Consider the following 21,665-nt stretch of genomic DNA (forward strand, 5'->3'; position numbering starts at 1 on the left):
GGCACAGGCCTTGAACAACGCATCGACTCACGCGACGCTAAGGGGTTTGCCTGCGCGCTCGAAATAATGCGCCAGGAAGGTCGCGAAATCCTCGTGATCGGCGCGCTCGATGTCGCCTTGCTGTTGGTGCGAGGTCTCGACGAGCTGCTCGAACAGCGCCTGCCGGGCGCGATCCATGGGCGCTTCACGCAGTTCGGCCGCCTGTTGCTCGGCCAGCTCGCGCATCTGATCGAGGTACTCCTTGTTCTCGTTGACCAGTTGGGCATAAAGCTGGCCGGACGGCGTCAATTCAGGGGCGTCGAGACGCGGTGCGAGTGCCGCGAGAGCGTCGCGATGCGGCGAGCCTTCCTCATTGGTATCGAGCAGCTCGGCGACGCCCTCGAGCTCGGTGAAGATGTCATGGCCCCAGTCACGCAAATAGCGCTGGCGATCGCCGACACTCAGCTTGAGCTCGGGATCGCGACCACGCTCCACGACCAGACGGCGGTTATCGTCGAGGCGATCGCATTCCTCGTCGGGAATCCAGGGGCTTTCGGAGAGTAGACACCACATCAGGAAGGTATCCAGGAAGCGCATCTGCGTTTCGTCGATACCCAACGGCGTGAAAGGATCGAGATCCAGGCAGCGCACCTCGATGTATTCGACGCCGCGCGCCTCCAGCGCCTGCGTGGGCGTCTCATCGTGACGCGCCACGCGCTTGGGACGAATGTCGCTGTAATACTCGTTCTCGATCTGCAGGATATTGGCGTTGAGCTGGCGCCAATCGCCGTCCACGTTGACGCCGACGCGCTGATAATCCGGCCACGGCGTGCTGATCGCATGCCGCAGCGTGCCTACGTAGTTGGACAACGAATTGAAGCAGATCTTGAGCTGCTCCTGCACCTTGTTCTGGTACCCAAGATCGGACATGCGCAGGCTGGTGGCATAACGTCCCGCCAAGGTGTGCTCGCCCAGCGCCTCGAGATGCTCCGGTGCCGGCCCGGTCAGGAAGCTGCGGTCCAACGCCGGTGACGCCCCGAACAGGTACAACAGCAACCAGCTATGACGGCGGAAGTTGCGGATCAGGTCGAAATAGCGGCTGGAGCGATAGCCCTCCAGGCTCTCGCCGTCGCGGCCTTCGAGCTCACGCAGCATCGGCCACAGGTTCTCGGGCAATGAGACGTTGTAGTGGACGCCGGCAATGGACTGCATGATGCGCCCATAACGGACGTCGAGCCCCTTGCGGTAGACATGTTTCATGGTGCCGACGTTGGAAGTGCCGTAATCGGCAATGGCCACGCTGTCGTTGCCATCCAGGCGGCTCGGCATGCTCGCCGGCCAGATCAATTCATCGCCGAGCTGGCGATAGCTGTAACGCAGCAGATCACCGAGAAACGCCAGCGCATCGTCGGGGCGACAATAGACCGGCGTGATGTATTCGAGCAATGCTTCCGAGTAATCGGTGGTGATATAAGGATGCGCGAGCTTGGAGCCCAGGGAATGGGGATGGGGCGTCTGAGCGATGCGCCCAGCGCCATCGACGCGCAAGCCTTCCTTCTCGATGCCGCGGCGCAAGCGGCCGAATCGCCCTTGGCGAGCCAGCCCGTGCATGCGCTGAATGGCGGTGGCGAGTGCTTCGGACAAGATAAATTCCCTCATGTCTGGGAAAAGCACGGCTTTTCCCCTAGGTGTCACCGGTGGATCGTGTCTTGCCGGCATCGCCGGACGATCTCATGTGTGCGGCTAACGGAAACATCGCCGGGAACGCCCCGGCGAACCGTCGGCCCCCTGAGCGCGCCGCATGAAAAAACCATTATGGAGGCGGCCGGCCACCTTTCAAGGCAAATCGCACTCACGCGGTGTTTCTCGACTGACGGCGCGCCTTCGCCAGCGCCTCGCCGAGCGCACCGAGCCCCGCGTTCGCCGGTGTCGACTCGTGCTTGTCGCCCCCGCCGCGCGGGCCGCGCGAGCGACGCGACTCACCACCGCTCGCGGCATCACCCGGCGCATCGCTCATGCGCATGGACAACCCAATCCGGGCACGTTCGAGATCCACCTGCATGACCTTCACCTTGACGATATCGCCGGCCTTGACCACTTGGCGCGGGTCTTCGATGAACTTTTCGGAGAGTGCCGAGATATGCACCAGACCATCCTGGTGGACGCCGATATCCACGAAGGCCCCGAAGTGCGTGACATTGGTCACGCTGCCCTCGAGCACCATGCCCGGTTCGAGATCCTCGAGCGTTTCCACGCCTTCGCGAAATTCGGCGGCCTTGAACTCGGGGCGCGGATCGCGACCGGGCTTGTCGAGTTCCTTGAGAATGTCGCTGATCGTCGGCACGCCGAAGGTGTCATCGACGTAATCGGCCGGATTGAGCGACGTCAGGAAGTCACTGTCGCCGATCACGCCGGCTAGTTCCCGCGCATGACGCTGGGCGATGCGATTGACCACCGTGTAGGCCTCGGGGTGCACGGCGCTGGCATCGAGCGGATGGTCACCATCCGCGATACGCAAGAACCCCGCGCACTGCTCGAAGGTCTTGGGCCCCAGCCGGCTGACATCCAGCAGCTCACGGCGCGATGTGAAGCGTCCCTTGGCATCGCGCTGGGCGACGATATTCTCGGCCAGCGTCGGGTTGAGGCCGGAAACACGAGACAACAAGGCGCCGGACGCCGTGTTGAGCTCGACGCCCACGGCGTTGACGCAGTCCTCGATGACCGCCTCCAGACTACGCGAGAGCTGTACCTGAGACACATCGTGCTGGTACTGGCCGACGCCGATGGACTTGGGCTCGATCTTGACCAGCTCGGCGAGGGGGTCCTGCAGGCGCCGGGCGATGGAGATCGCGCCACGCACGGTGACGTCGAGCTGCGGAAATTCGCGCGAGGCGAGTTCGGAGGCCGAGTACACCGACGCCCCCGCCTCGCTGACCATGACCTTGGCCAGCGGCCGCGATGCCTGCTTGACGACCTCGCCGGCGAGCTTGTCGGTCTCGCGACTGGCAGTGCCATTGCCCACGGCGATCAGGGCCACGTCATGCTTGTCGACCAGCCCCGCCAGGGTGGCCAGAGACTGAGCCCAACGCTTCTGTGGCGCATGGGGGTAAATCACCGTATCTTCCAGATACTTGCCGGTCGCATCGACGACCACGACCTTGCAGCCCGTGCGCAATCCCGGGTCGATGGCCAACGTGGCTTTCGCCCCGGCCGGCGCCGCCAGCAACAAATCCTTGAGGTTGGCGGCGAACACCTCGATGGCCTCGCGCTCGGCGCGTTCGCGCAGGCGGCCCATCAATTCGGTCTCGAGGTGAGTATACAGCTTGACCCGCCACGTCCAGCGCACCACTTCCTTGAGCCAACGCGAGGCCGGCTGCGTGGCGTTGAGTGCCACGCCGACATGCTTGGCAATGGCGACCTCGGCGGGATGCACCTCGGCATCCTCCTCGCCCGGCAAACGAATCGCCAACGACAGCACGCCCTCGTTGCGCCCCCGGAACATGGCCAGTGCACGATGCGACGGCACCTTGGCGAACACTTCGTCGTGTTCGAAGTAATCGGAGAACTTCGCGCCTTCCTGCGCCTTGCCACTCATCACGCGCGACACCAGCTGCCCTTCGCTCCACAGGCGTTCACGTAACTGCCCGACCAGGTCGGGATCTTCACTGAAGCGTTCCATGAGGATCTGCTTGGCACCATCCAAGGCGGCCTTGGCATCCTCGATGGCGGGTGTCTCGCCTTCGGCGGCACGCACATAGTTGACCGCTTCGCTCTCGGGGTCGAGAGCGGGATCGGCCAAGAGCGCCTCCGCCAGCGGTTCGAGACCTGCCTCACGGGCAATCTGCGCCTTGGTGCGACGCTTCTTCTTGTAGGGCAGGTACAGATCCTCGAGGCGCTGCTTGGTATCGGCGGCCTGGATCAACGCCGCCAGGGAGTCGGTCAATTTGCCCTGTTCGTCGATGCTGGCGAGTACCGCGTCACGGCGCTCTTCCAGCTCACGCAAATAACGCAGACGCTCTTCGAGCGTGCGTAGCTGGATGTCATCCAGCCCACCGGTGGCTTCCTTGCGGTAACGAGAAATGAAGGGCACGGTAGCACCGTCATCGAGCAGCGCCACGGCGGCACTGACCTGCTGGGAACGAACGGCGAGTTCTTCGGCGAGCCGAGAAACGATCTTGAGATTGGCGTCCATGGAATCCTTGACTTTGCAGCGGCTGGCGATACAGCGACAAAACTTCGCGACAAGGTATCACATGCCCGCCGGCACCGGGAGACGCAGGACGCGACGAGGCCTTGTCTGAAAAGTCAACGAGCATGAACAGACAAGGCGCAATGACCTTGGGACGTAACAGCCGAAGACCGGCCCGAAGGGTGAGCGTAGCGCATCACATCGGCGAAAAGACGGCCTGGGCTCGCTCAGGCCGGTACGAAGCGCAGCGCCAACCCATTGTTGCACCAGCGCAGGCCGGTCGGCTCGGGGCCATCCTCGAAAACGTGACCTTGATGGCCGCCGCAACGCGCGCAGTGATATTCGGTGCGCGGAATCAGCATCACCAGGTCCAGCTCGGTCAGCAAATGGCCTTCGATGTGATCGTAGAAGCTCGGCCAGCCGGTGCCGGAATCAAACTTGGTGTGCGAGGAGAACAACGGCAGGTCGCAACCGGCGCAGCGGTATTCCCCGGGTCGCGTCTCGTGATTGAGCGGACTGCTGCCGGGCGGCTCGGTCTCGGCCTCGCGCAGGATACGATAACGCGCCTCGCTGAGACGCTCACGCCACTCAGAAGCGCTCAAGTCGAGCGGCTGGATATCCGCACTGCGTTCCAGCGACAACGTGGGCCGCGCCAACACGATGCTCGGCACCGCGCCCAACAGGCCCGCGGCACCCAACCACCCCAGAAAACGACGTCGATGCATGACCTACCCTCCTTGCAATGCACAACGGGGAGAGCCGATGACCGGCCCTCCCCGTTAGAGACACATTTCGCGGATTCGTTCGCCGGTCAGTCTCGCGATGGACCCGCAGCGACGATGTCCTCGTCGACACCGTCGAACTTGGCGAAGTTAGCGATGAACTTGTCCGCCAGCGCGCGCATGTGACGTTCATACTCGGCGCCATCCGCCCATGCCTGGCGCGGATCGAGCAAGACCGGATCGACGCCGCTCACCGCCACCGGCACGTCCAGATTCAATCCCTCGATGTGACGCGTTTCGACGTCCTTGAGATCACCGTTCTGGATCGCTGCGATGATCGCCCGCGTGGTAGGAATGCTGAAGCGCGCACCGCCTTCGCCGAAGGCACCGCCGGTCCAGCCGGTGTTGACTAGGTACACACGCGACTCGAAAGCCTCGACGCGCTTGATCAAAAGGTCCGCGTACTCACGTGCCGGACGCGGGAAGAACGGCGCGCCAAAGCAGGTCGAGAATGTCGCTTCCAATCCCGCAGCGGCGCCCATTTCGGTGGAACCGACCTTGGCGGTATAACCGGACAAGAAATGGTAGGCGGCCGCTTCCTTGGACAACAGCGACACCGGCGGCAGCACGCCACTCATGTCGCAGGTCAGGAAGATGATCGCACTGGGCTCGCCAGCCAGATTCTCGGGGACGCGCTTGTCGATGTGCTCGAGCGGATAGGCGGCGCGGGAATTCTGGGTCAGGCTGTCATCGCTGTAATCGGGATGGCGGCATTCGTCGAGGACCACGTTTTCGAGCACCGTGCCGAAGCGAATGGCCTTCCAGATGAGCGGCTCGCTCTTCTCGGAAAGATCGATGCACTTGGCATAGCATCCACCTTCCAGATTGAACACCGTGCCCTCGCCCCACCCATGCTCATCGTCACCGATCAGATAGCGTTCGGGATCGGCGGAGAGGGTGGTCTTGCCGGTGCCCGAGAGACCGAAGAACAGCGTCGTCTCGCCATCCTCGCCGACATTGGCGCTGCAATGCATGGGCAGCACGTCCTTCTCGGGCAGCAAGAAGTTCTGCACCGAGAACATGGCCTTCTTCATTTCGCCGGCATAGCGCATGCCGGCGATCAGCACCCGACGCCGGGCGAAGTTGAGAATGACCGTGCCATCGGAATGAGTACCGTCACGCTCCGGCACGCACTCGAAGTGCGGCGCGTTGAGGATGGTCCACTCACTCTTGCCCTTGGGATTATAGCCCTCGGGACGCACGAACAAGTTGCGCCCGAAGAGGTTGTGCCAAGCGGTTTCGGTGGTCACGCGAATCGGCAGATAATATTCGGGATCGGCGCCGACATGCAGTTCGGAAACGAAGTTATCGCCCTCGGCCAGGTAATCCTCGACACGCTCCCACAGCGCATCGAACTGGTCGGCATCGAATGGCTGATTGACGCTGCCCCATTCGATGAGATCCGCCGTGGAAGGCTCCTTGACGATGAAGCGGTCTTTCGGGGAGCGTCCGGTCCGCCGCCCGGTATTCGCCACGAAAGCACCGTTGTCGGCAAGATGGCCTTCGCCACGCGCGATGGCATGTTCGATCAAGGCGGCACTGCTCAGATTGCAATGCGTCTGCACGGGACGTGCGTCATGAGCTGCCGGGGAGGCGGCTGAGGTCGTGGTCATTATCGTGTCCTGGGCCCGGAGGCGATTCTCTCTCGTTAACCGATGCTGACTCGCCAAGGCCGCTCGGGCAATGGATTGCCTCTTGTACGGCCAGGGCGAGATTGAGGGCAGACATTATGGCAAAAAGGCGCTGCGCGGAAAACGTTACCGGCACGTTAATGACACAGCGCATTTTTTGCATGACGCGCGTCAGGTCAATGCAGCGTTGGAGCGCCTGCTCCCGGGGACTCGATCAGCGCTTCGATATCGGCGGCACTGAAACGATAATGGCTATGGCAGAAGTGGCATTGCGTCTCCACTTCGCCCTGCTCCTGCACGATGCTGCGTAGCTCTTCAGCACCCAGGCCATGCAAGGCGTTGGCGATACGCTCACGAGTGCAGGTGCAACCGAAACGCAGTGTCTTGGGGTCGAAGACACGGACCTGCTCTTCGTGAAAGAGCCGGTAAAGCAGCTCGCGTTGCTCCAGATCGAGCAATTCCGCATCGCTCAAGGTGGTGGCCAGGTGCACGGTGCGCTCCCAAGCATCGGCGTCGCTGTGGGCGTCGTCATCGGGCAATTGCTGTAGAAGCATCCCCGCCGCACGATGACCGTCGGCGGCGAGCCACAGCCGAGTCGCCAGCTGTTCGGAGCGGGCGAAGTAATCTTCCAGACAGGCGGCCAGACTATCGGCCTCGACGGCGACGATCCCCTGATAGCGCTGTCCCTCGCGGGGGTCGAGCGTGATCACGATCTGCGCCTCACCGACCAGTGCTGCAAGCGACGCGTTTTCCTCGGGAAGTGCCGCTTCGTCCTCGAGACGCGCGATGGCGCGCAAATCACCTCCCGGATTGGATTCCGCCATCAGCAGACGCACGGCCCCCTGACCACGCACTTCGAGGCTCACGGTGCCATCGAGCTTGACCGTCTCGGTCAACAGCGCGACGGCACTCAGGAGTTCGCCGAGCTGACGGTTCACGGCCTCGGGATAGGCATGCTTGTCGAGCACCTCGGCGTAGGCCTGCTGCAGGCCGACGATTTCGCCGCGCACGTTGGTGTCATCGAAGAGAAAACGTTGGATCTGGTCGGTCATGATGGGTCATCGTCAGGTTGGGGAAAACGCAGTGGATGCCGGGCCGGCATTCAATCATCGAAGCCGTGGCGCTGGAAATCCTGAATCGCGCGGCGCTGCTTCTTGTCAGGGCGGCCACGTGGTCCTTGCATGCTTTGATTGGCCAGGCGCCGGTTCTGGGCTTCGCGCTCGCGTCGCGCCTGGCTGGCCGACGTTTCGCGATAGAGTTCGCGGGCCTCGGCGGCACCTCGGCGTTGCTCGGAGAGGCCCATCACTTCGACCTCGAGGGTATCCCAGCCTTGTGGCACCTTGAGCAAGGCACCGAGCTCGACCGCTTTGCTGGTCTTTACGCGCCCGCCATTGTAGTGGACCTTGCCCCCTTCAATGGCTTTCTTGGCCAGTCCTCGCGTCTTGAAGAAGCGTGCCGCCCATAGCCACTTGTCGATACGGATCGTGTCGCTCATATGTCTCCCTGCACCGCCGCCTCCATAGGCAGGAACGCACCACGAAATGGGTATGTAACGTGGGCACGGATGGCAGCCTTTTCAAGGCATGCCCCACGGATCAACGCCGCGCTGCACTCGGCATGTCCTGAGGCAAGAGCGTGGCGAAGCGCTCGAGGGCGATAAAGTTTTCCAGCTCGCGCTCGGGACGCTGGCTGTCGGGTTGCTTGATACCCAGCAGATAGCGAATGCCGTATTCACGCGCGCTTTCCAGCACGGCGGGGTTGTCATCGATGAACAGGGTACGTGCGGGCTCGAAGGGTTCGATATCCTGCAGCGCGAACCAGAACTCCGGCGCTTCCTTGGCGACCCCCACGTCTGCCGATGAAACGATGGCATCGAGGTAGTCTTCGAGTCCGGTCAGCGGCAGCTTGAGCGCCAGGCTTTCGCGATCGGCGTTGGTGGCCAACACCACGCGGGGATGCGCGCTCTTGAGCCACTTGAGGAAATCCAGCGCATCGCCACGCAAGCCGATCAGATGTTGCACCTCGCGCTTGAGTGCGACCACATCGACGCCCAGTTCTCGGCTCCAGTAGGCCAGACTGTACCAGTTGAGCGTGCCCTGTTCGCCGATGATACGCGTACGCAGCTTATCGGCATGATGGTCATCGAGCTTGTGCAGTTCCACGTAGCGCTGCGGCAAATGCTCCAGCCAGAAATGGCTGTCGAAGTGCAGATCCAGCAATGTGCCATCCATGTCGAGCAGCACAGTGTCGATGGCGTTCCAGTCAACCATGAGGGGCTCCCAGCAGGGGTGGATATCGAACCATGGGCGCTCTTATTGTACGCTGCATGATCATCACCCGCACGGAGACACCATGGCCTTTTCTTCCCATCCTGCCGGCGGCAAGCCGCCCGACGCTACCGACGTGGGCCATGCCAAGCCACGCCTCTTGAACCGCCGTGAAGTCGCCCGCAGCCGCCTGTTCGCGGTCGAGGAGCTCGAGCTGCGCTTCGCCAACGGTGCCGAGCGCACCTTTGAGCGCCTCACGGGCAGCGGCAATGGCCATGGCGGTGGCGCGGTGATGATCGTCGCCATGCCGGACCCGGAGCATGTGCTGCTGATTCATGAATATGCTGCGGGCTTCGACGACTATGCGCTGACCTTGCCCAAAGGGCTCGTCGACCCCGGCGAGGATATCGTCAGTGCCGCCAATCGCGAATTGATGGAAGAATGCGGCATGGGCGCGCGCCGTATCGAGCCTCTGGTGGAACTCTCCCTGGCGCCCAACTACATGAGCCACCGCATCCACGTCATGCTCGCCACCGAGCTGTATGAGAAGCGCCTGCCCGGCGACGAACCGGAACCTCTGGTCGTCGAACGCCATCCCCTCGAGGATATCGCCTCCCTGCTGGCACGGGAGGACTTCCACGAGGGGCGCGCCATCGCCGCCTTGTTCATCGCGCGCGACCGACTGCGCAGCGAACGCGTCGATAACGCCTGGTGGTAAACTCGATCACGTTAGAGGTTCGAACCGCCCGCTCTGTGCACTGCGCCGCCCGGCTTCGAGCACCTGCATGACGGACAGGGCGTCCTCCGCCGGCACGGGATTCTTCCCGCGGCCATGTATCGCCTCGCGGACGCCCGCGTAATAGGCCGGATAATTGCCCGCTTTCGTGGGCACTTCCCGCAACTCAGGATGCGCCCCGTCATCGTGCATATCGGGTACGGTATGCAGTCCATGCCGATGATCCTCGCCCCATTCCGGCGTGGGCAGGCGCTCGCCGCGCTTGAGCATGTCCTCTTGCGGGTCGAGGCCATGCTTGATGTAGCTCCCCTGGGTACCGTACAGGGCGAAACGGGGCGCAGGTGCCGCCATCAAACTGCCCGCGTGCAGAATGACCCGATGCTGCCCATAGCGAAGCACGGCATGGAAATAATCATCGACCCGCGCGCCATCGCGCTGGCAGGCCTGATCGAGCAATATCGCCTCGGGTCTACCGAAGAGTACCAGCGCCTGGTCGATCAGATGCGGCCCCAGGTCGTACCAGATGCCGCCACCCGGCACCTCGGACTCGCGCCAACGTGACTTGACCACGGGACGATAACGATCGAAATGCGATTCGACATGCACGACCCGCCCCAGATCACCCCGTTCGAGCAACGCCTGCACGGTCAAGAAGTCCGCATCCCAACGACGGTTGTGGAAAACGGAGAGCAATTGGCCCGTCCGTGAGGCTTGTGCGACCAATGACTCGGCTTCATCGAGCGTGACCGTGAAGGGCTTGTCGATCACTACATGCTTACCGGCGGCCAGGGCCGCGCGTGCCAGATCGTAGTGCGTATCGTTGGGAGTGGGGATCACCACCAAGTCGAGGTCGTCGCGTGCGAAGAGTGCGGCCGCGCTTGCCTCGACATCGACGTGCGGCCAATCGGCCCTCACCTTGGCGGCATCACGGCTGGAGACCGCCTGCAAGGACATGCCGTCATCCGCCATCAACAGCGGTGCATGGAAGGTCTTGCTGGCAAAACCATAACCGACCAGCCCTACTTTGATCACTTCGGTCATACGTGAATCCCTTGTACTCCGACGTTGGCCGTCTCGATAGCGCTACTCTAGCAGCTCGATGATGCTCGCCCGTACATACCGTGACAAAGCATCACCAAAAAACGCGGTGTCTAGCACCACATACGCCATACTGAAAGATGGTCGCATGCATCATGCACCACATCGGGAGAGACGTTATGTGCTGTTCGGAAGAGAGTCTCGACATGCTGCTGGATAGATTATGGTACGACATCGAGCAATGGCTAATGATGGACGACGCTGCCCATGCCTGGCAACTCGCCGCTTGACACTGCCACGATCACCATAGCGAGGCCCGCGCCGACAGCCGACGCGGGCCTTGTTTGCGTACGCGGGGACCCCATGGACGTGACGTCGACGGGGTCTGTCCTACACTGAGGAGCAAACGTCACTATCACGGGAGCTCATCATGCGTCATTCCCCCCGTAACGTTACCCAGAAGCTGATCGCCTCGCACCTCGTCAGCGGCGAGATGACGCCGGGCGAGGCCATCGGCCTGGCGATCGATCAGACCCTGACCCAGGATGCCACCGGCACCATGGTGATGCTGGAGCTGGAAGCCATGGCGCTCGACCGCGTCAAGACAGAGATCTCCGCCCAGTACGTCGATCACAACCTGATCCAGGAAGACAACAAGAACCCCGACGACCACCGCTTCCTGCAGACGTCGGCAGAGCGCCTGGGGGTATGGTTTTCACGTCCTGGCAACGGCGTCAGTCACCCGACGCATCAACAGCGCTTCGGCAAGCCCGGCAAGACGCTACTGGGATCCGATAGCCATACCCCGGCCGCCGGTTCGCTGGGCATGCTCGCGATCGGCGCCGGCGGCATCGATGTCGCCATGGCCATGGCCGGCGAACCCTTTCATACGCGCATGCCGGAAGTCTGGGGCGTGCGCCTCGAAGGCCGCCTGCCCGACTGGGTCAGTGCCAAGGACGTGATTCTCGAGATGTTGCGTCGCCATGGCGTCAGCGGCGGCGTGGGGCGCATCATCGAATATTACGGCCCCGGCCTCGCGCATCTTTCCGCGATGGATCGCCATGTCATCGCCAACATGGGCGCGGAACTCGGTGCCACCACCAGCGTCTTCCCTTCCGACGCGGCGGTGAAAGCCTTTCTCGACGCCGAGGAACGCGGCGAGGAGTGGTGCGCACTACTGCCGGACGACGACTGCGACTACGACCACCACGAAACGATCGACCTTTCACGGCTCGAACCCCTGATCGCCACGCCCTCGAGTCCCGGCAATATCGTCCCCGTTCGCGAGGTGGCCGGCCAGCCGTTGTCGCAGGCGTATGTCGGCTCATCGGCCAATCCCGGCTATCGCGATTTCGCCATCGTCGCCGCCATGCTCAAGGAACGTACCATCGACGACAACGTCTCGCTGGAGATCAATCCTACCTCGCGCTCGATTCTCGAAACGCTGACCCGCGACGGCCATCTGTTGAGCCTGCTCGGCGCCGGCGCCCGCCTGCATCAGGCCGGCTGCAATGGCTGCATCGGCATGGGCCAAGCGCCGGCCAACGACACCAACAGCCTGCGCACGGTGCCGCGCAACTTCCCCGGTCGCTCAGGCACACACGAAGACCGCGTCTTCCTGTGCAGCCCGGAAACCGCCGCCGCCTCGGCGCTCCAGGGCGTCATCACCGATCCCCGAACGCTGGACATGGCGTACCCACAGGTGCAAGCGCCCGACGACCCGATCATCAATACCCGCACCCTGATCGCCCCCATGGATGCGTCCAAGGCACGCAAGGTGCATCTGATCAAGGGACCGAACATCGAGTCGCTACCGAATTTCGAACCGTTGGAGACGCGATTGGATCTGCCGATTCTGGTCAAGGCCGGTGACGATGTCTCCACCGACGAGATCATGCCGGCCGGCGGCGAGGTACTGCCTTATCGTTCCAACATCCCCAAGATCGCCGAGTTCGCCTTCCGAGGTGTCGTGGATGACTATGCCGATCATGCCCGCGAGACGGGCGATCATATCGTCATTGGCGGCCATAATTACGGCCAGGGGTCGAGCCGGGAGCATGCCGCCATCGCGCCGCGCTACTTGGGGCTGCGTGTCGTGATCGCCAAGAGTTTTGCCCGTATTCACCACCAGAACCTGGTCAACTTCGGGATACTGCCGCTGACCTTCGCCGACGAAGCGGACTATGCGGCACTCGAGATCGATACGCGCATTGGTTTCGACGCGCTAGGCGACGCCCTGGACGCCGGCGGCCCCGTGACGGCACAAGCCGGCAACCGAACGCTGACGCTGGAACATGCCTTGACCCCACGCCAGGTCGAGATCCTGTTCAGCGGTGGCCTGATCGCCTGGATGCGCGACCAGCAGGCAGCCTGACGGAGGCGCCATCGAGAAGCGGCCCACGGCGGGGCCGCTTGGGTCCCCAAGACACGCGCCGTCTCAGTCTTCCAACGCCTCGGGCAAATCGGTCACCGCCCCCTTGGAAGCAGAGCTGACCGTCTTGGCGTACTTGGCCAGCGTGCCGCGGGTGTAACGCGGTGCCGGACGCCTCCAGGCCGCGCGGCGACGCTGCATCTCGGCATCGTCGATATGCAGCGTCATGACGTCATTCTCGGCATCGATGGTGATCTCGTCACCGTCCTCGATCAGGCCGATGGGACCGCCGACGAAGGCTTCCGGCGTGATATGACCGACCACGAAGCCGTGACTGCCACCGGAGAAACGCCCGTCGGTGATCAACGCCACCTTGTCGCCCAGGCCGCGGCCCATGATCGCCGAGGTCGGCGTCAACATTTCGCGCATGCCGGGACCGCCCTTTGGCCCTTCGTAGCGAATGACCACGACGTCACCGGCGACCACGGTGAGATCGTTGATCCGCGCCTGCGCTTCCTCTTCGGAATTGAACACCTTGGCACGACCGGTGAACCGCGTCCCTTCCTTGCCGGTGATCTTGGCCACGGCCCCTTCCGGCGCCAGATTGCCATAGAGAACGCGCAGGTGGCTGCTCGCCTTGACCGGCTTGTCCAGCGGTTTGATGATCTGTTGGTCGATCGGATACGGCGCCACGTCCGCCAGGTTCTCGGCCAGCGTCTTGCCGGTGACGGTGATGCAATCGCCATGAAGCATGCCTGCATCGAGCAGCACCTTCATCAGCGGCTGAATGCCGCCGATCGCCACCAGCTCGCTCATCATGTAGTGGCCGCTGGGGCGCACGTCGGCAAGCACCGGCACGCGCTTGCCGATCTCGGTGAAGTCGTCGAGCGAGAGTTCGACGCCGACGGTATTGGCAATCGCCAGCAGGTGCAGCACCGCGTTGGTGGAGCCGCCGAGGGCGATGACCACGGTGATGGCGTTCTCGAACGCCTTGCGGGTCATGATGTCGGAAGGCTTGAGATCCAGCTCGAGCAGCTTGAGCACGGCTTCGCCGGCGGCACGGCAGTCATCGTTCTTGGTCTGCGAGACCGCTTCCTGAGCCGATGAGTTGGGCAGACTCATGCCCATCGCCTCGATCGCCGACGCCATGGTGTTGGCAGTGTACATGCCGCCGCAGGAACCCGGCCCCGGAATCGCGGTTTCTTCGATCTGCTTGACCTCGATCAGCGACTTGTTGCCCTGGGAATACGCGCCCATCGCCTCGAACACCGAAACGATATCGGTATGGCCCTTGCCCGGCTGAATGGTGCCGCCATAGACGAAGATGCTGGGGCGATCGAGGCGCGCCAGCCCGATCATGCAGCCCGGCATGTTCTTGTCGCAGCCGCCGATGGCGACCACCCCGTCGAAGCCTTCGCAACCCGATACCGCCTCGATGGAATCGGCGATGATCTCGCGCGAGGCCATCGAGTACTTCATGCCCTCGGTGCCGTTGGCGATGCCATCGGAGATGGTGATGGTATTGAACACCACACCCTTGCCCCCGGCAGCGTCGGCCCCCTCACTGGCTGCATCCGCCAGCACGTTGATATGGCTGTTGCACGGTGTAACGCGACTCCAGGTCGAGGCGATCCCCACCTGCGGCTTCTTGAAATCCTCATCGGTAAAGCCCACCGCACGCAGCATGGCGCGGCTCGCCGCCTTGCCCGGGCCATCGACCACGTTGGCGGAATGGCGGCGACGGGGATCGGTGTTCTCCGGAAAGTCCTGCTGGCTCATCAAGTGCTCCTGTATCGTCTAGTAGGCCCGAGGGCGAATTATGAGCGATGCATGCCGGCTATAGTGATACAGCGATACACGAACGGCATGAACCTCGAGGTCACGGTCACATGACATTGCGCGGACGTGATGGCTCTTGTGAAGCGGCGCTTGGGAAGCGGACAGGCACGCCCCTCGCAGTAAAGGGATACCCCCATTGTAACGACGTTGGGCGCGATCGGACATCCGACCGCGCCCAATAGCGAGCACCTGAAATCGGCCTCGTGAGGCCGATACTACTTGACGCCTTGGCGACTCAGCTAGGCGAAGACCACCTTGGCCACGTCCCGATAGCGATTGGCGAAGTGCACGGTCACCCCCTGCTTGAGGTAATCGGGCAGTTCCTCGTAATCGCGGCGGTTGGGTTCGGGCAGAATCAATTCGAAGATATCGCTGCGCCGCGCGGCGATCACTTTCTCGCGAATGCCGCCTACCGGCAGCACCTGACCGCTCAACGTCAGTTCACCGGTCATCGCCAAGGGCCGGTCCAGGGGCTGCTGCTTGGCCAGCGACAACAGCGCCGTGGTCATCGTCACGCCCGCCGACGGCCCATCCTTGGGCGTGGCACCCTCAGGCACATGCATATGCACATGCGCCTCGTCGAAGAAGGTCGGGTCGGCGCCGAAGTCCTTGAGGTGCGCCATCGTATAGCTATAGGCGATATTCGCCGACTCCTGCATCACGTCGCCCAACTGACCGGTGAGCTTGAGGCCGCGCGATTTCGCATGCACGCGGGCCGCCTCGACCGGCAACGTCGCGCCGCCCATCGAGGTCCATGCCAGTCCGGTGACCACGCCGACGCCCTTGAGCACTTTTTCCTTACGGAACGTCGGTGCGCCGAGGAAGTCCTCGAGATTGTTGACCGAAATCTTGACCGTGGCCTGCTCGTTTTCGAGCATCGTCACCGCCGCCTTGCGCACGATGCGGTGCAGTTGCTTTTCCAACTGACGCACCCCGGCCTCGCGGGCATAGCCTTCGATCACACGCCTGAGTGCGGCATCGGTGAGGTTGATGCGCTTCTTGGGAATGCGGTCGCGTTCGAGCAGCTTGGGCCATAGATGGTGCTTGGCGATGGCCATCTTTTCCTCGGCGATGTAGCCCGACAGGCGGATCTGTTCCATACGGTCGAGCAGCGCCGGCGGCAACGAATCCAGGGTGTTGGCGGTGCACACGAACAATACCTTGGACAGGTCCATGCGCACATCGAGGTAATGGTCGAGGAAATCGACGTTCTGTTCGGGGTCGAGCACTTCGAGCAGCGCCGAGGCCGGATCGCCCTGGAACGACTGTCCCATCTTGTCGACCTCGTCGAGCATGATCACCGGATTCTCGACCTCGACTTCCTTGAGCGCTTGCACCAGCTTGCCCGGCATGGCCCCGATATAGGTGCGTCGGTGGCCCTTGATCTCGGCCTCGTCGCGCATGCCGCCCACCGAGAAGCGATAGAATTCGCGCCCCAGCGCCTCGGCGATGGAGCGCCCCACCGAGGTCTTGCCCACGCCGGGCGGACCGACAAGCAACAGGATGGAGCCGCCGACATCGCCCTTGAAGGTCCCCTCGGCAAGGAACTCGACGATACGCTCCTTGACGTCCGTCAGACCGTCATGATCACGGTCGAGGATCTTGCGGGCACGCGGCAGGTCGAGTTGATCCTCGGAGGTGATCCCCCACGGCAGCGACGTCAGCCAATCGAGATAATTGCGGGTAGTGCCGTATTCCGGCGAACCTGTCTCGAGTACCGAGAGCTTGCCCAGCTCGTCCTCGATACGTTCCATGACCCGCTCCGGCACCTCCAGATTCTCGAGACGCTCGCGGAACGTATCGACATCGTTTTCGCGGTCGTCCTTGGAGATCCCCAGTTCGCGCTGGATGACCTTGAGCTGTTCGCGCAGGAAGAACTCGCGCTGGCGATCCTGCATCTGCGCGTTGACCTGCTCGCTGATCTCGCTTTGCAGCTGCGCCACCTCGATTTCCTTGCGCAGCAACGGCAACACTTTTTGCATGCGCGACATCACCGGCAAGGTCTCCAGCACTTCCTGCAGCTCTGGCCCCTTGGCCGAGGTGATGGCCGCCGCGAAATCGGTCAGCGGACCGGGTTCATGAGGGCTGAAGCGGTTGAGATAGTGCTTGAGCTCCTCACCGTAAAGCGGGTTGATAGGCAGCAATTCCTTGATGCCGTTGATCAGCGCCATGGCGTAGGCGCGCGCTTCCTCGTCGCTGGACTCGATGGGCTCCTTGGGATAGGTGACCTCGACCAGATACGGCGGCGTCTTCGACAACCAGCGGACGATGCGAAAGCGCTGCATGCCTTGAGCGATGAACTGAATCTGTTGCTCTTCGGTCTGCGAGCGGTGAACCTTCACCGCCGTGCCGATCTCCGGGAAGTCATCGGGGCCCAGCTCGTCGACGCCGGTGTCTCCGACGAACGCCACGCCGACACTGTGGTGCGGCGTGTTGCCGACCCGCTCCATGGTCTCTTCCCAACGCTCGCGATGGATGACGAGCGGCTGCACCTGCGCGGGGAAGAAGGGTCGATTGTGTATCGGCAACAGGTAGAGGCGCTCGGGTAGATAGGCCTGCGTCGGCACCATCGCGCGCCCCTGAGCAGACGATTCCTGGTCGTCCTGCGTCGGGGAATGTTCCTCTTGGGCATCTTGCCGTGCCTCTTCGAGTTCGGCGTAAAAATCCCGGGATTGATCCTGGTCGCGTTCGCTCATCATTCACCTTGAAAGTCGTCGGGCAAATCGCCCCATTTGCTCAAGGAATGCGGGCGTTAGCAGTGAACTTCAAGCCTCCAGGTCATGATGCTTACCAGCGCAACGCGTGTTCATTGACGCGCCATTGTCCGGCATCGACGCGAAAGACCAGGCGCGTCGTGTCCGGCGCCAGGCCCAGATACAAGGCCAAAAGCGGCGGCGCATCGACAAGCGTGATACGCCCCTCGAGGCGTTGCTGAAGGCGACGCCAGAAGGCGGGCGACGTCACCGGCGTGGCTGCCAATGCGGCCGGATCGTCACCGTCGAGGGTCACTTCTCCGAAGGCGCGGCTATCGACGCCGAAAGCCTCGCTGGTCACTTGCATGCTTTCGAGTGTCAGTCGCGGCGAATCGCGCAGCACCTTCACGATCAGCGGTGTCAATCGCGCCCACCGCGAGGCCGCAATGGCGGAGTGCGCGCCATCCGCTCGCGTCTCTTGGAGACGCGCGATGAGCGCACGCAACGCATCGGCATCGATACGCTCAAGCCTCAGCGCCATGCGCCCCGCCGCCACCGACTGTCCAGCCACGGCGATATCGTCGACGCCCCCCTCGCCGTGGTAGCGAAAGGTATCATCGTCGAGACGCATAGCGGCCTTGTAGTCCAGCGCATGCAGCGAGAACGGCGCATCGCCCTGCCAGGTCAGCGACGCCAGAGAAAGATCCAGGCTGTGATGAAACCAGCGCTCGCCGCTCCGATGGCGCCCCTCGACGTCGAGCGTCCCGACATCCAGCGATGCCTCACCCAGTAATACGCGCCACGCTGCCGAGCGCAGATGGTAACGCAGGTCTCCGGCACGCCCACGCAGCGACAACTCGCCGGCGCCGACATCGAGCGATGTCACCTGCGGTAGCACGCCGCGTGAGGTGAACGCCGACCACTGTAGTCGCCCCTGCATCTCGCCCGACAGCGTTCGGTAGGTGGCCTGCCATGTCGGCGCCGCCTCCGTCGCCAATAACGCTCTCCCTGCGTAGGTGACATCTACTTCACCCTTGAGGTGACTACTCAGCACGCCATGACGGACGCGATACGGCAACGACACGCGTAGTGGGTCGCCTCCTGGGCCGGCGATTTCCAGGCGCAGAACACCGGTGGAATGCCACCATCCTCGTGCGACCTCATGCCGCGCGGCCTGCCAGCCCTGGCGCGCGTCCAAGCGCGCGGTCAGTCGCTCCAGCGCCTGTTCGCCCACATGGCTCGACCACGCCTGTGCCGCGCACCAACCGATGCCTGCCAACAGCAGCAGACAGGCCCCGCCGATCCAGCGTTTTTTGTACATCTTGATGTCTCCCAAGCAAGCCAGGCGCGTTCATCATCACGCGGTCATGTCATTGGCCATGCGCAGCGCCTGACGCGACGAGGTGATGATGGGACGCAATAAAGTCCACTGCCGAACGGCCTCGTCCGCATCCGCCTGACGGGCCGCTTGCTCCAAGTAGTCACTGCCACGTACCAGACGCGTCAGGGCCAACGACGACGACTCCCCCTTGAGCCGGTGTGCCAACTCGGCGGTGCGCGTCATATCGGCATCGGCGACGGCCGCCTCGAGCGCTTCTTCCAGGACCCGTGACTGATACTGCCAGGCGGCCACCAGCGCACTACGCTGTGCCACACCCAACGCCTCCCCGAGCATGTCGAATTCATGGCGATCGAGAACTGCCGGCATCGCCTCCGCAGACGCCGTCATGGTCGCCTGCGCCCCGGCGTCGAAGACAGGCGTTTCTTCCGGATCGCGCACGCCGACGTGCACGAGGATGTCGACCAATGCCTGCTGGCGTATGGGTTTCGTCAGCACGTCCAACATGCCGGAAGCCAGGGCTCGCTGGTGCTCCTGAGTGGTGACGCTGGCGGTCATGGCGATTAGCGGAGTGGTCTGATTGGGACCGTCCTGGGCGAGAATCCGCCGCGCCGTCTCCGGTCCATCGAGCGTGGGCATGCGCACGTCCAGGAAAATCAAGGCGAACGACACCTCTGCAGTCAGCGCCAGGGCCGCCTCGCCGCTATCGGCGACGTTGACCGTATGCCCGAGCCGTTCGAGCATGGCCACGGCGACCTGGCGATTGACGGGGTTGTCCTCGACCACCAGCAGCGGCGCCGTACCTGCCGCCGTCGCGTCCCATGCTCCGCGTGATGGAAGATGCCGTCCCTTGTTTTCCTCGGCATCACGGGGCAATGGCAGTTCGAACCAGAAGCGACTGCCCTCGTCGGCCCGGCTCGAAACACCGATGCGCCCCTGCATGGCATCTACCAGACGCTTGCTGATGGCCAGTCCCAGACCGGTCCCGCCCTGCTTGGGAACGCCTTGATAAAAGGGCTGAAACAAGCGCTCGCGATCGACATCGTCGATGCCGCAACCGGTGTCACGTACCTCGAAATGTACCCAGTCCCCACGCATCGGTTTGACGAGCAACGTCACGCTACCCTGCCGCGTGAACTTGAGCGCGTTGACAAGCAAATTGAGCAACACCTGACGCAAGCGTCCGACATCGCCCACCAGGTGCTCGGGCAGCGTAGGCGATATGACACGCGTGAACTCGACATGCGCGGCACGCGGCTCGAGTAGCCGCATCAGGGCCTCGACCAGCACAGGAAGCGAAAAAGACGCGCGTTCGATATCCAGATGCCCGGCTTCGATCTTGGAAAAGTCCAGCAGATCGCTGATCAATGACAGTAGTTGCGCACCACTGTCATGTATGGTTTCGACATATTGATGGGAGGCATCATCCAACGGGCGCTCGCGCAGTAGCTCCGTCATGCCCAGTACGCCGTTGAGCGGCGTGCGTATTTCATGGCTGACGGTGGCGAGGAAATCCGATTTGGCCTGGTTGGCGGACTCGGCATGACGCGCGGTTTCCTTGAGCTCCTGGCTCAAGTGCTCCAAGGCGCGTCGCGCCGCGATATTCTCGCCCGCCTCCTGGAACAGAAAGCGAACCACCAACACGGTGGCGACGCACATCAGCAGGATCAATGTCAGCAAGGCGGCATAGAGTGCCAGCTGCACCTCACGCTCACGCGTCTTGGACTCGGCGAGGTAGGCATTGACCGCCACGACCAGACGCTCGCTGAGAGCACTCAACGCCTGCAGACGTTCTTCCACAGAGGCAAGGTCTGGAGAGACGGTGGACATCCGTGACAAGGCGGCATCGAGCGCGTCGCTGCGCGACAAAATCTCCGGCAACAAGGCACGCGCCTCGGGGAGTGACTGGAACAGCTCGGCGATTTCGCCGTGGCGCAACAGGTTGATGCGGCTGTACAGCAATTCGAAGCGCATGCGCACGTCATCGAGCTCGCCTGGACTCCGTTCGGCCTCCAAGACGGCATTGCGCATCTGGATGGTCTCCCGATCCAGCTTGTAGGCCGCCCAAGCCGCGTCACCGGCGACACTCTTGGCCAGGACCTCTTGTCGCCAGATGATCAGACTGACCACCACCAGGGCCGCGACGAAAAACAAGGTCGCCGCACTGGCTCCCAGCTTGAGCCTCAACGGCAAACGCGACACGAGGTGGATGCGGGAACGCCAATCCATCATTTTTCTACGACGATACGCGCCACCTGCCAGACCGACCTAAAACGCACCTCCTCGGTCTGCAGTTCAGGATGGTCATCGAACGGGTAGAGCACGAACAAAGGACCGTATTCACGCACCGGCATCGGCTCGCCGTCACGCCGCATGGCCAGAATCACGCCATACTCCTTGGCTTCGGCCAGCGGTACGTCGGCGGCGAAGTTATTGAGCGCGACGATATGCAGCGAATCACCTTGTGCCCCGACCGCCTCGGCGATCGCGTCCAAGCGTGGCCCGTCGAAGCACGACGCGCCCTCTGTCCAGGGGGTGTGCGTGACGATGGTGCCCTGCGGCAGCGCTTGCAGCATAGCGCGGTCGAAGCGGGCCACGCCGTCACCGTTGGTATGTGAAATGGCCCCCTCCACGGTCAACAAGACGTCCCCCTCGGGAGCCGACAAGGGATGAGCATGTACCGTCGAGGCACCGACCAAGAGCAGGAAAAAAGCCAGCCCGGCCGATGTCATGGCCCGGCATCCCAGGCATTGCGTCAGCGTCATCAGACCCCTCATGATTTATCATCCCCATTCACATGC

Annotated in this window: 15 protein-coding genes; 2 read left to right on the plus strand and 13 right to left on the minus strand. The window is 62.9% G+C overall.

Translation table 11 applies throughout. The features are described from left to right. Positions 1-27: 27 nt before the first annotated feature. The 7 genes from gshA to yrfG form a co-directional block, all read right to left on the minus strand. Positions 28-1,638: a glutamate--cysteine ligase gene (gene gshA / locus C8E00_RS11955; RefSeq protein WP_133697751.1), complete on the minus strand. Its 1,611-nt coding sequence runs from the start codon at positions 1,636-1,638 to the stop codon at positions 28-30. Positions 1,639-1,831: 193 nt separating this feature from the next. Further along, complete coding sequence (locus C8E00_RS11960) at positions 1,832-4,171, minus strand: Tex family protein (RefSeq protein ID WP_133697752.1); 2,340 nt, start codon at positions 4,169-4,171, stop codon at positions 1,832-1,834. A gap of 224 nt (positions 4,172-4,395) precedes the next feature. Next, positions 4,396-4,893 carry a peptide-methionine (R)-S-oxide reductase MsrB gene (gene msrB, locus C8E00_RS11965; RefSeq protein ID WP_133697753.1) on the minus strand — a complete coding sequence of 166 codons (498 nt, stop codon included), beginning with the start codon at positions 4,891-4,893 and terminating at the stop codon, positions 4,396-4,398. 86 nt (positions 4,894-4,979) lie between these two features. After that, positions 4,980-6,563 (minus strand): phosphoenolpyruvate carboxykinase, encoded by a 1,584-nt coding sequence (locus C8E00_RS11970; protein WP_133697754.1) that lies wholly within the window; start codon positions 6,561-6,563, stop codon positions 4,980-4,982. Between the two features lie 194 nt (positions 6,564-6,757). Then, positions 6,758-7,633 carry an Hsp33 family molecular chaperone HslO gene (hslO, locus tag C8E00_RS11975; RefSeq protein ID WP_133697755.1) on the minus strand — a complete coding sequence of 292 codons (876 nt, stop codon included), beginning with the start codon at positions 7,631-7,633 and terminating at the stop codon, positions 6,758-6,760. A gap of 50 nt (positions 7,634-7,683) precedes the next feature. Then, positions 7,684-8,076: an RNA-binding S4 domain-containing protein gene (locus C8E00_RS11980; protein WP_133697756.1), complete on the minus strand. Its 393-nt coding sequence runs from the start codon at positions 8,074-8,076 to the stop codon at positions 7,684-7,686. Between the two features lie 100 nt (positions 8,077-8,176). Beyond that, the gene (gene yrfG, locus C8E00_RS11985) at positions 8,177-8,851 is read right to left on the minus strand and encodes a GMP/IMP nucleotidase (RefSeq protein WP_133697757.1); all 675 of its coding nucleotides are present in this window, start codon (positions 8,849-8,851) and stop codon (positions 8,177-8,179) included. A gap of 82 nt (positions 8,852-8,933) precedes the next feature. On the opposite strand from yrfG, the gene nudE reads away from it, so the two are divergent. Then, positions 8,934-9,566 (plus strand): ADP compounds hydrolase NudE, encoded by a 633-nt coding sequence (gene nudE / locus C8E00_RS11990; RefSeq protein ID WP_133697758.1) that lies wholly within the window; start codon positions 8,934-8,936, stop codon positions 9,564-9,566. A gap of 6 nt (positions 9,567-9,572) precedes the next feature. On the opposite strand, the gene C8E00_RS11995 is transcribed toward nudE, so the two are convergent. After that, the gene (locus C8E00_RS11995; RefSeq protein WP_133697759.1) at positions 9,573-10,625 is read right to left on the minus strand and encodes an oxidoreductase; all 1,053 of its coding nucleotides are present in this window, start codon (positions 10,623-10,625) and stop codon (positions 9,573-9,575) included. A gap of 427 nt (positions 10,626-11,052) precedes the next feature. Between C8E00_RS11995 and C8E00_RS12000 the strand changes: the two genes are divergently transcribed. Beyond that, entirely contained in the window at positions 11,053-12,996 is a 1,944-nt protein-coding gene (locus C8E00_RS12000; RefSeq protein WP_133697760.1) for an aconitate hydratase, read from the plus strand. A gap of 63 nt (positions 12,997-13,059) precedes the next feature. Here C8E00_RS12000 and ilvD read toward each other — a convergent pair whose 3' ends face one another. The 5 genes from ilvD to C8E00_RS12025 all read right to left on the minus strand — a co-directional run bounded on the left by ilvD (position 13,060) and on the right by C8E00_RS12025 (position 21,629). Next, the gene (ilvD, locus tag C8E00_RS12005; RefSeq protein WP_133697761.1) at positions 13,060-14,772 is read right to left on the minus strand and encodes a dihydroxy-acid dehydratase; all 1,713 of its coding nucleotides are present in this window, start codon (positions 14,770-14,772) and stop codon (positions 13,060-13,062) included. Positions 14,773-15,071: 299 nt separating this feature from the next. Beyond that, on the minus strand, positions 15,072-17,528 hold the full coding sequence (gene lon / locus C8E00_RS12010) for an endopeptidase La (RefSeq protein ID WP_133697762.1): 2,457 nt from the start codon (positions 17,526-17,528) through the stop codon (positions 15,072-15,074). Between the two features lie 91 nt (positions 17,529-17,619). Beyond that, positions 17,620-18,846, minus strand: coding sequence for a DUF945 family protein (locus C8E00_RS12015; RefSeq protein WP_133697763.1), 1,227 nt, complete (start codon positions 18,844-18,846; stop codon positions 17,620-17,622). 36 nt (positions 18,847-18,882) lie between these two features. Beyond that, positions 18,883-21,093: an ATP-binding protein gene (locus tag C8E00_RS12020; RefSeq protein WP_166638317.1), complete on the minus strand. Its 2,211-nt coding sequence runs from the start codon at positions 21,091-21,093 to the stop codon at positions 18,883-18,885. Next, positions 21,093-21,629 carry a putative pterin-binding protein gene (locus tag C8E00_RS12025; RefSeq protein ID WP_243833186.1) on the minus strand — a complete coding sequence of 179 codons (537 nt, stop codon included), beginning with the start codon at positions 21,627-21,629 and terminating at the stop codon, positions 21,093-21,095. Before C8E00_RS12025 ends, C8E00_RS12020 begins: the two co-directional genes overlap by 1 nt. Between the last annotated feature and the right edge of the window lie 36 nt (positions 21,630-21,665).

Source organism: Chromohalobacter marismortui, assembly GCF_004364315.1.
GTDB lineage: Bacteria > Pseudomonadota > Gammaproteobacteria > Pseudomonadales > Halomonadaceae > Chromohalobacter > Chromohalobacter marismortui.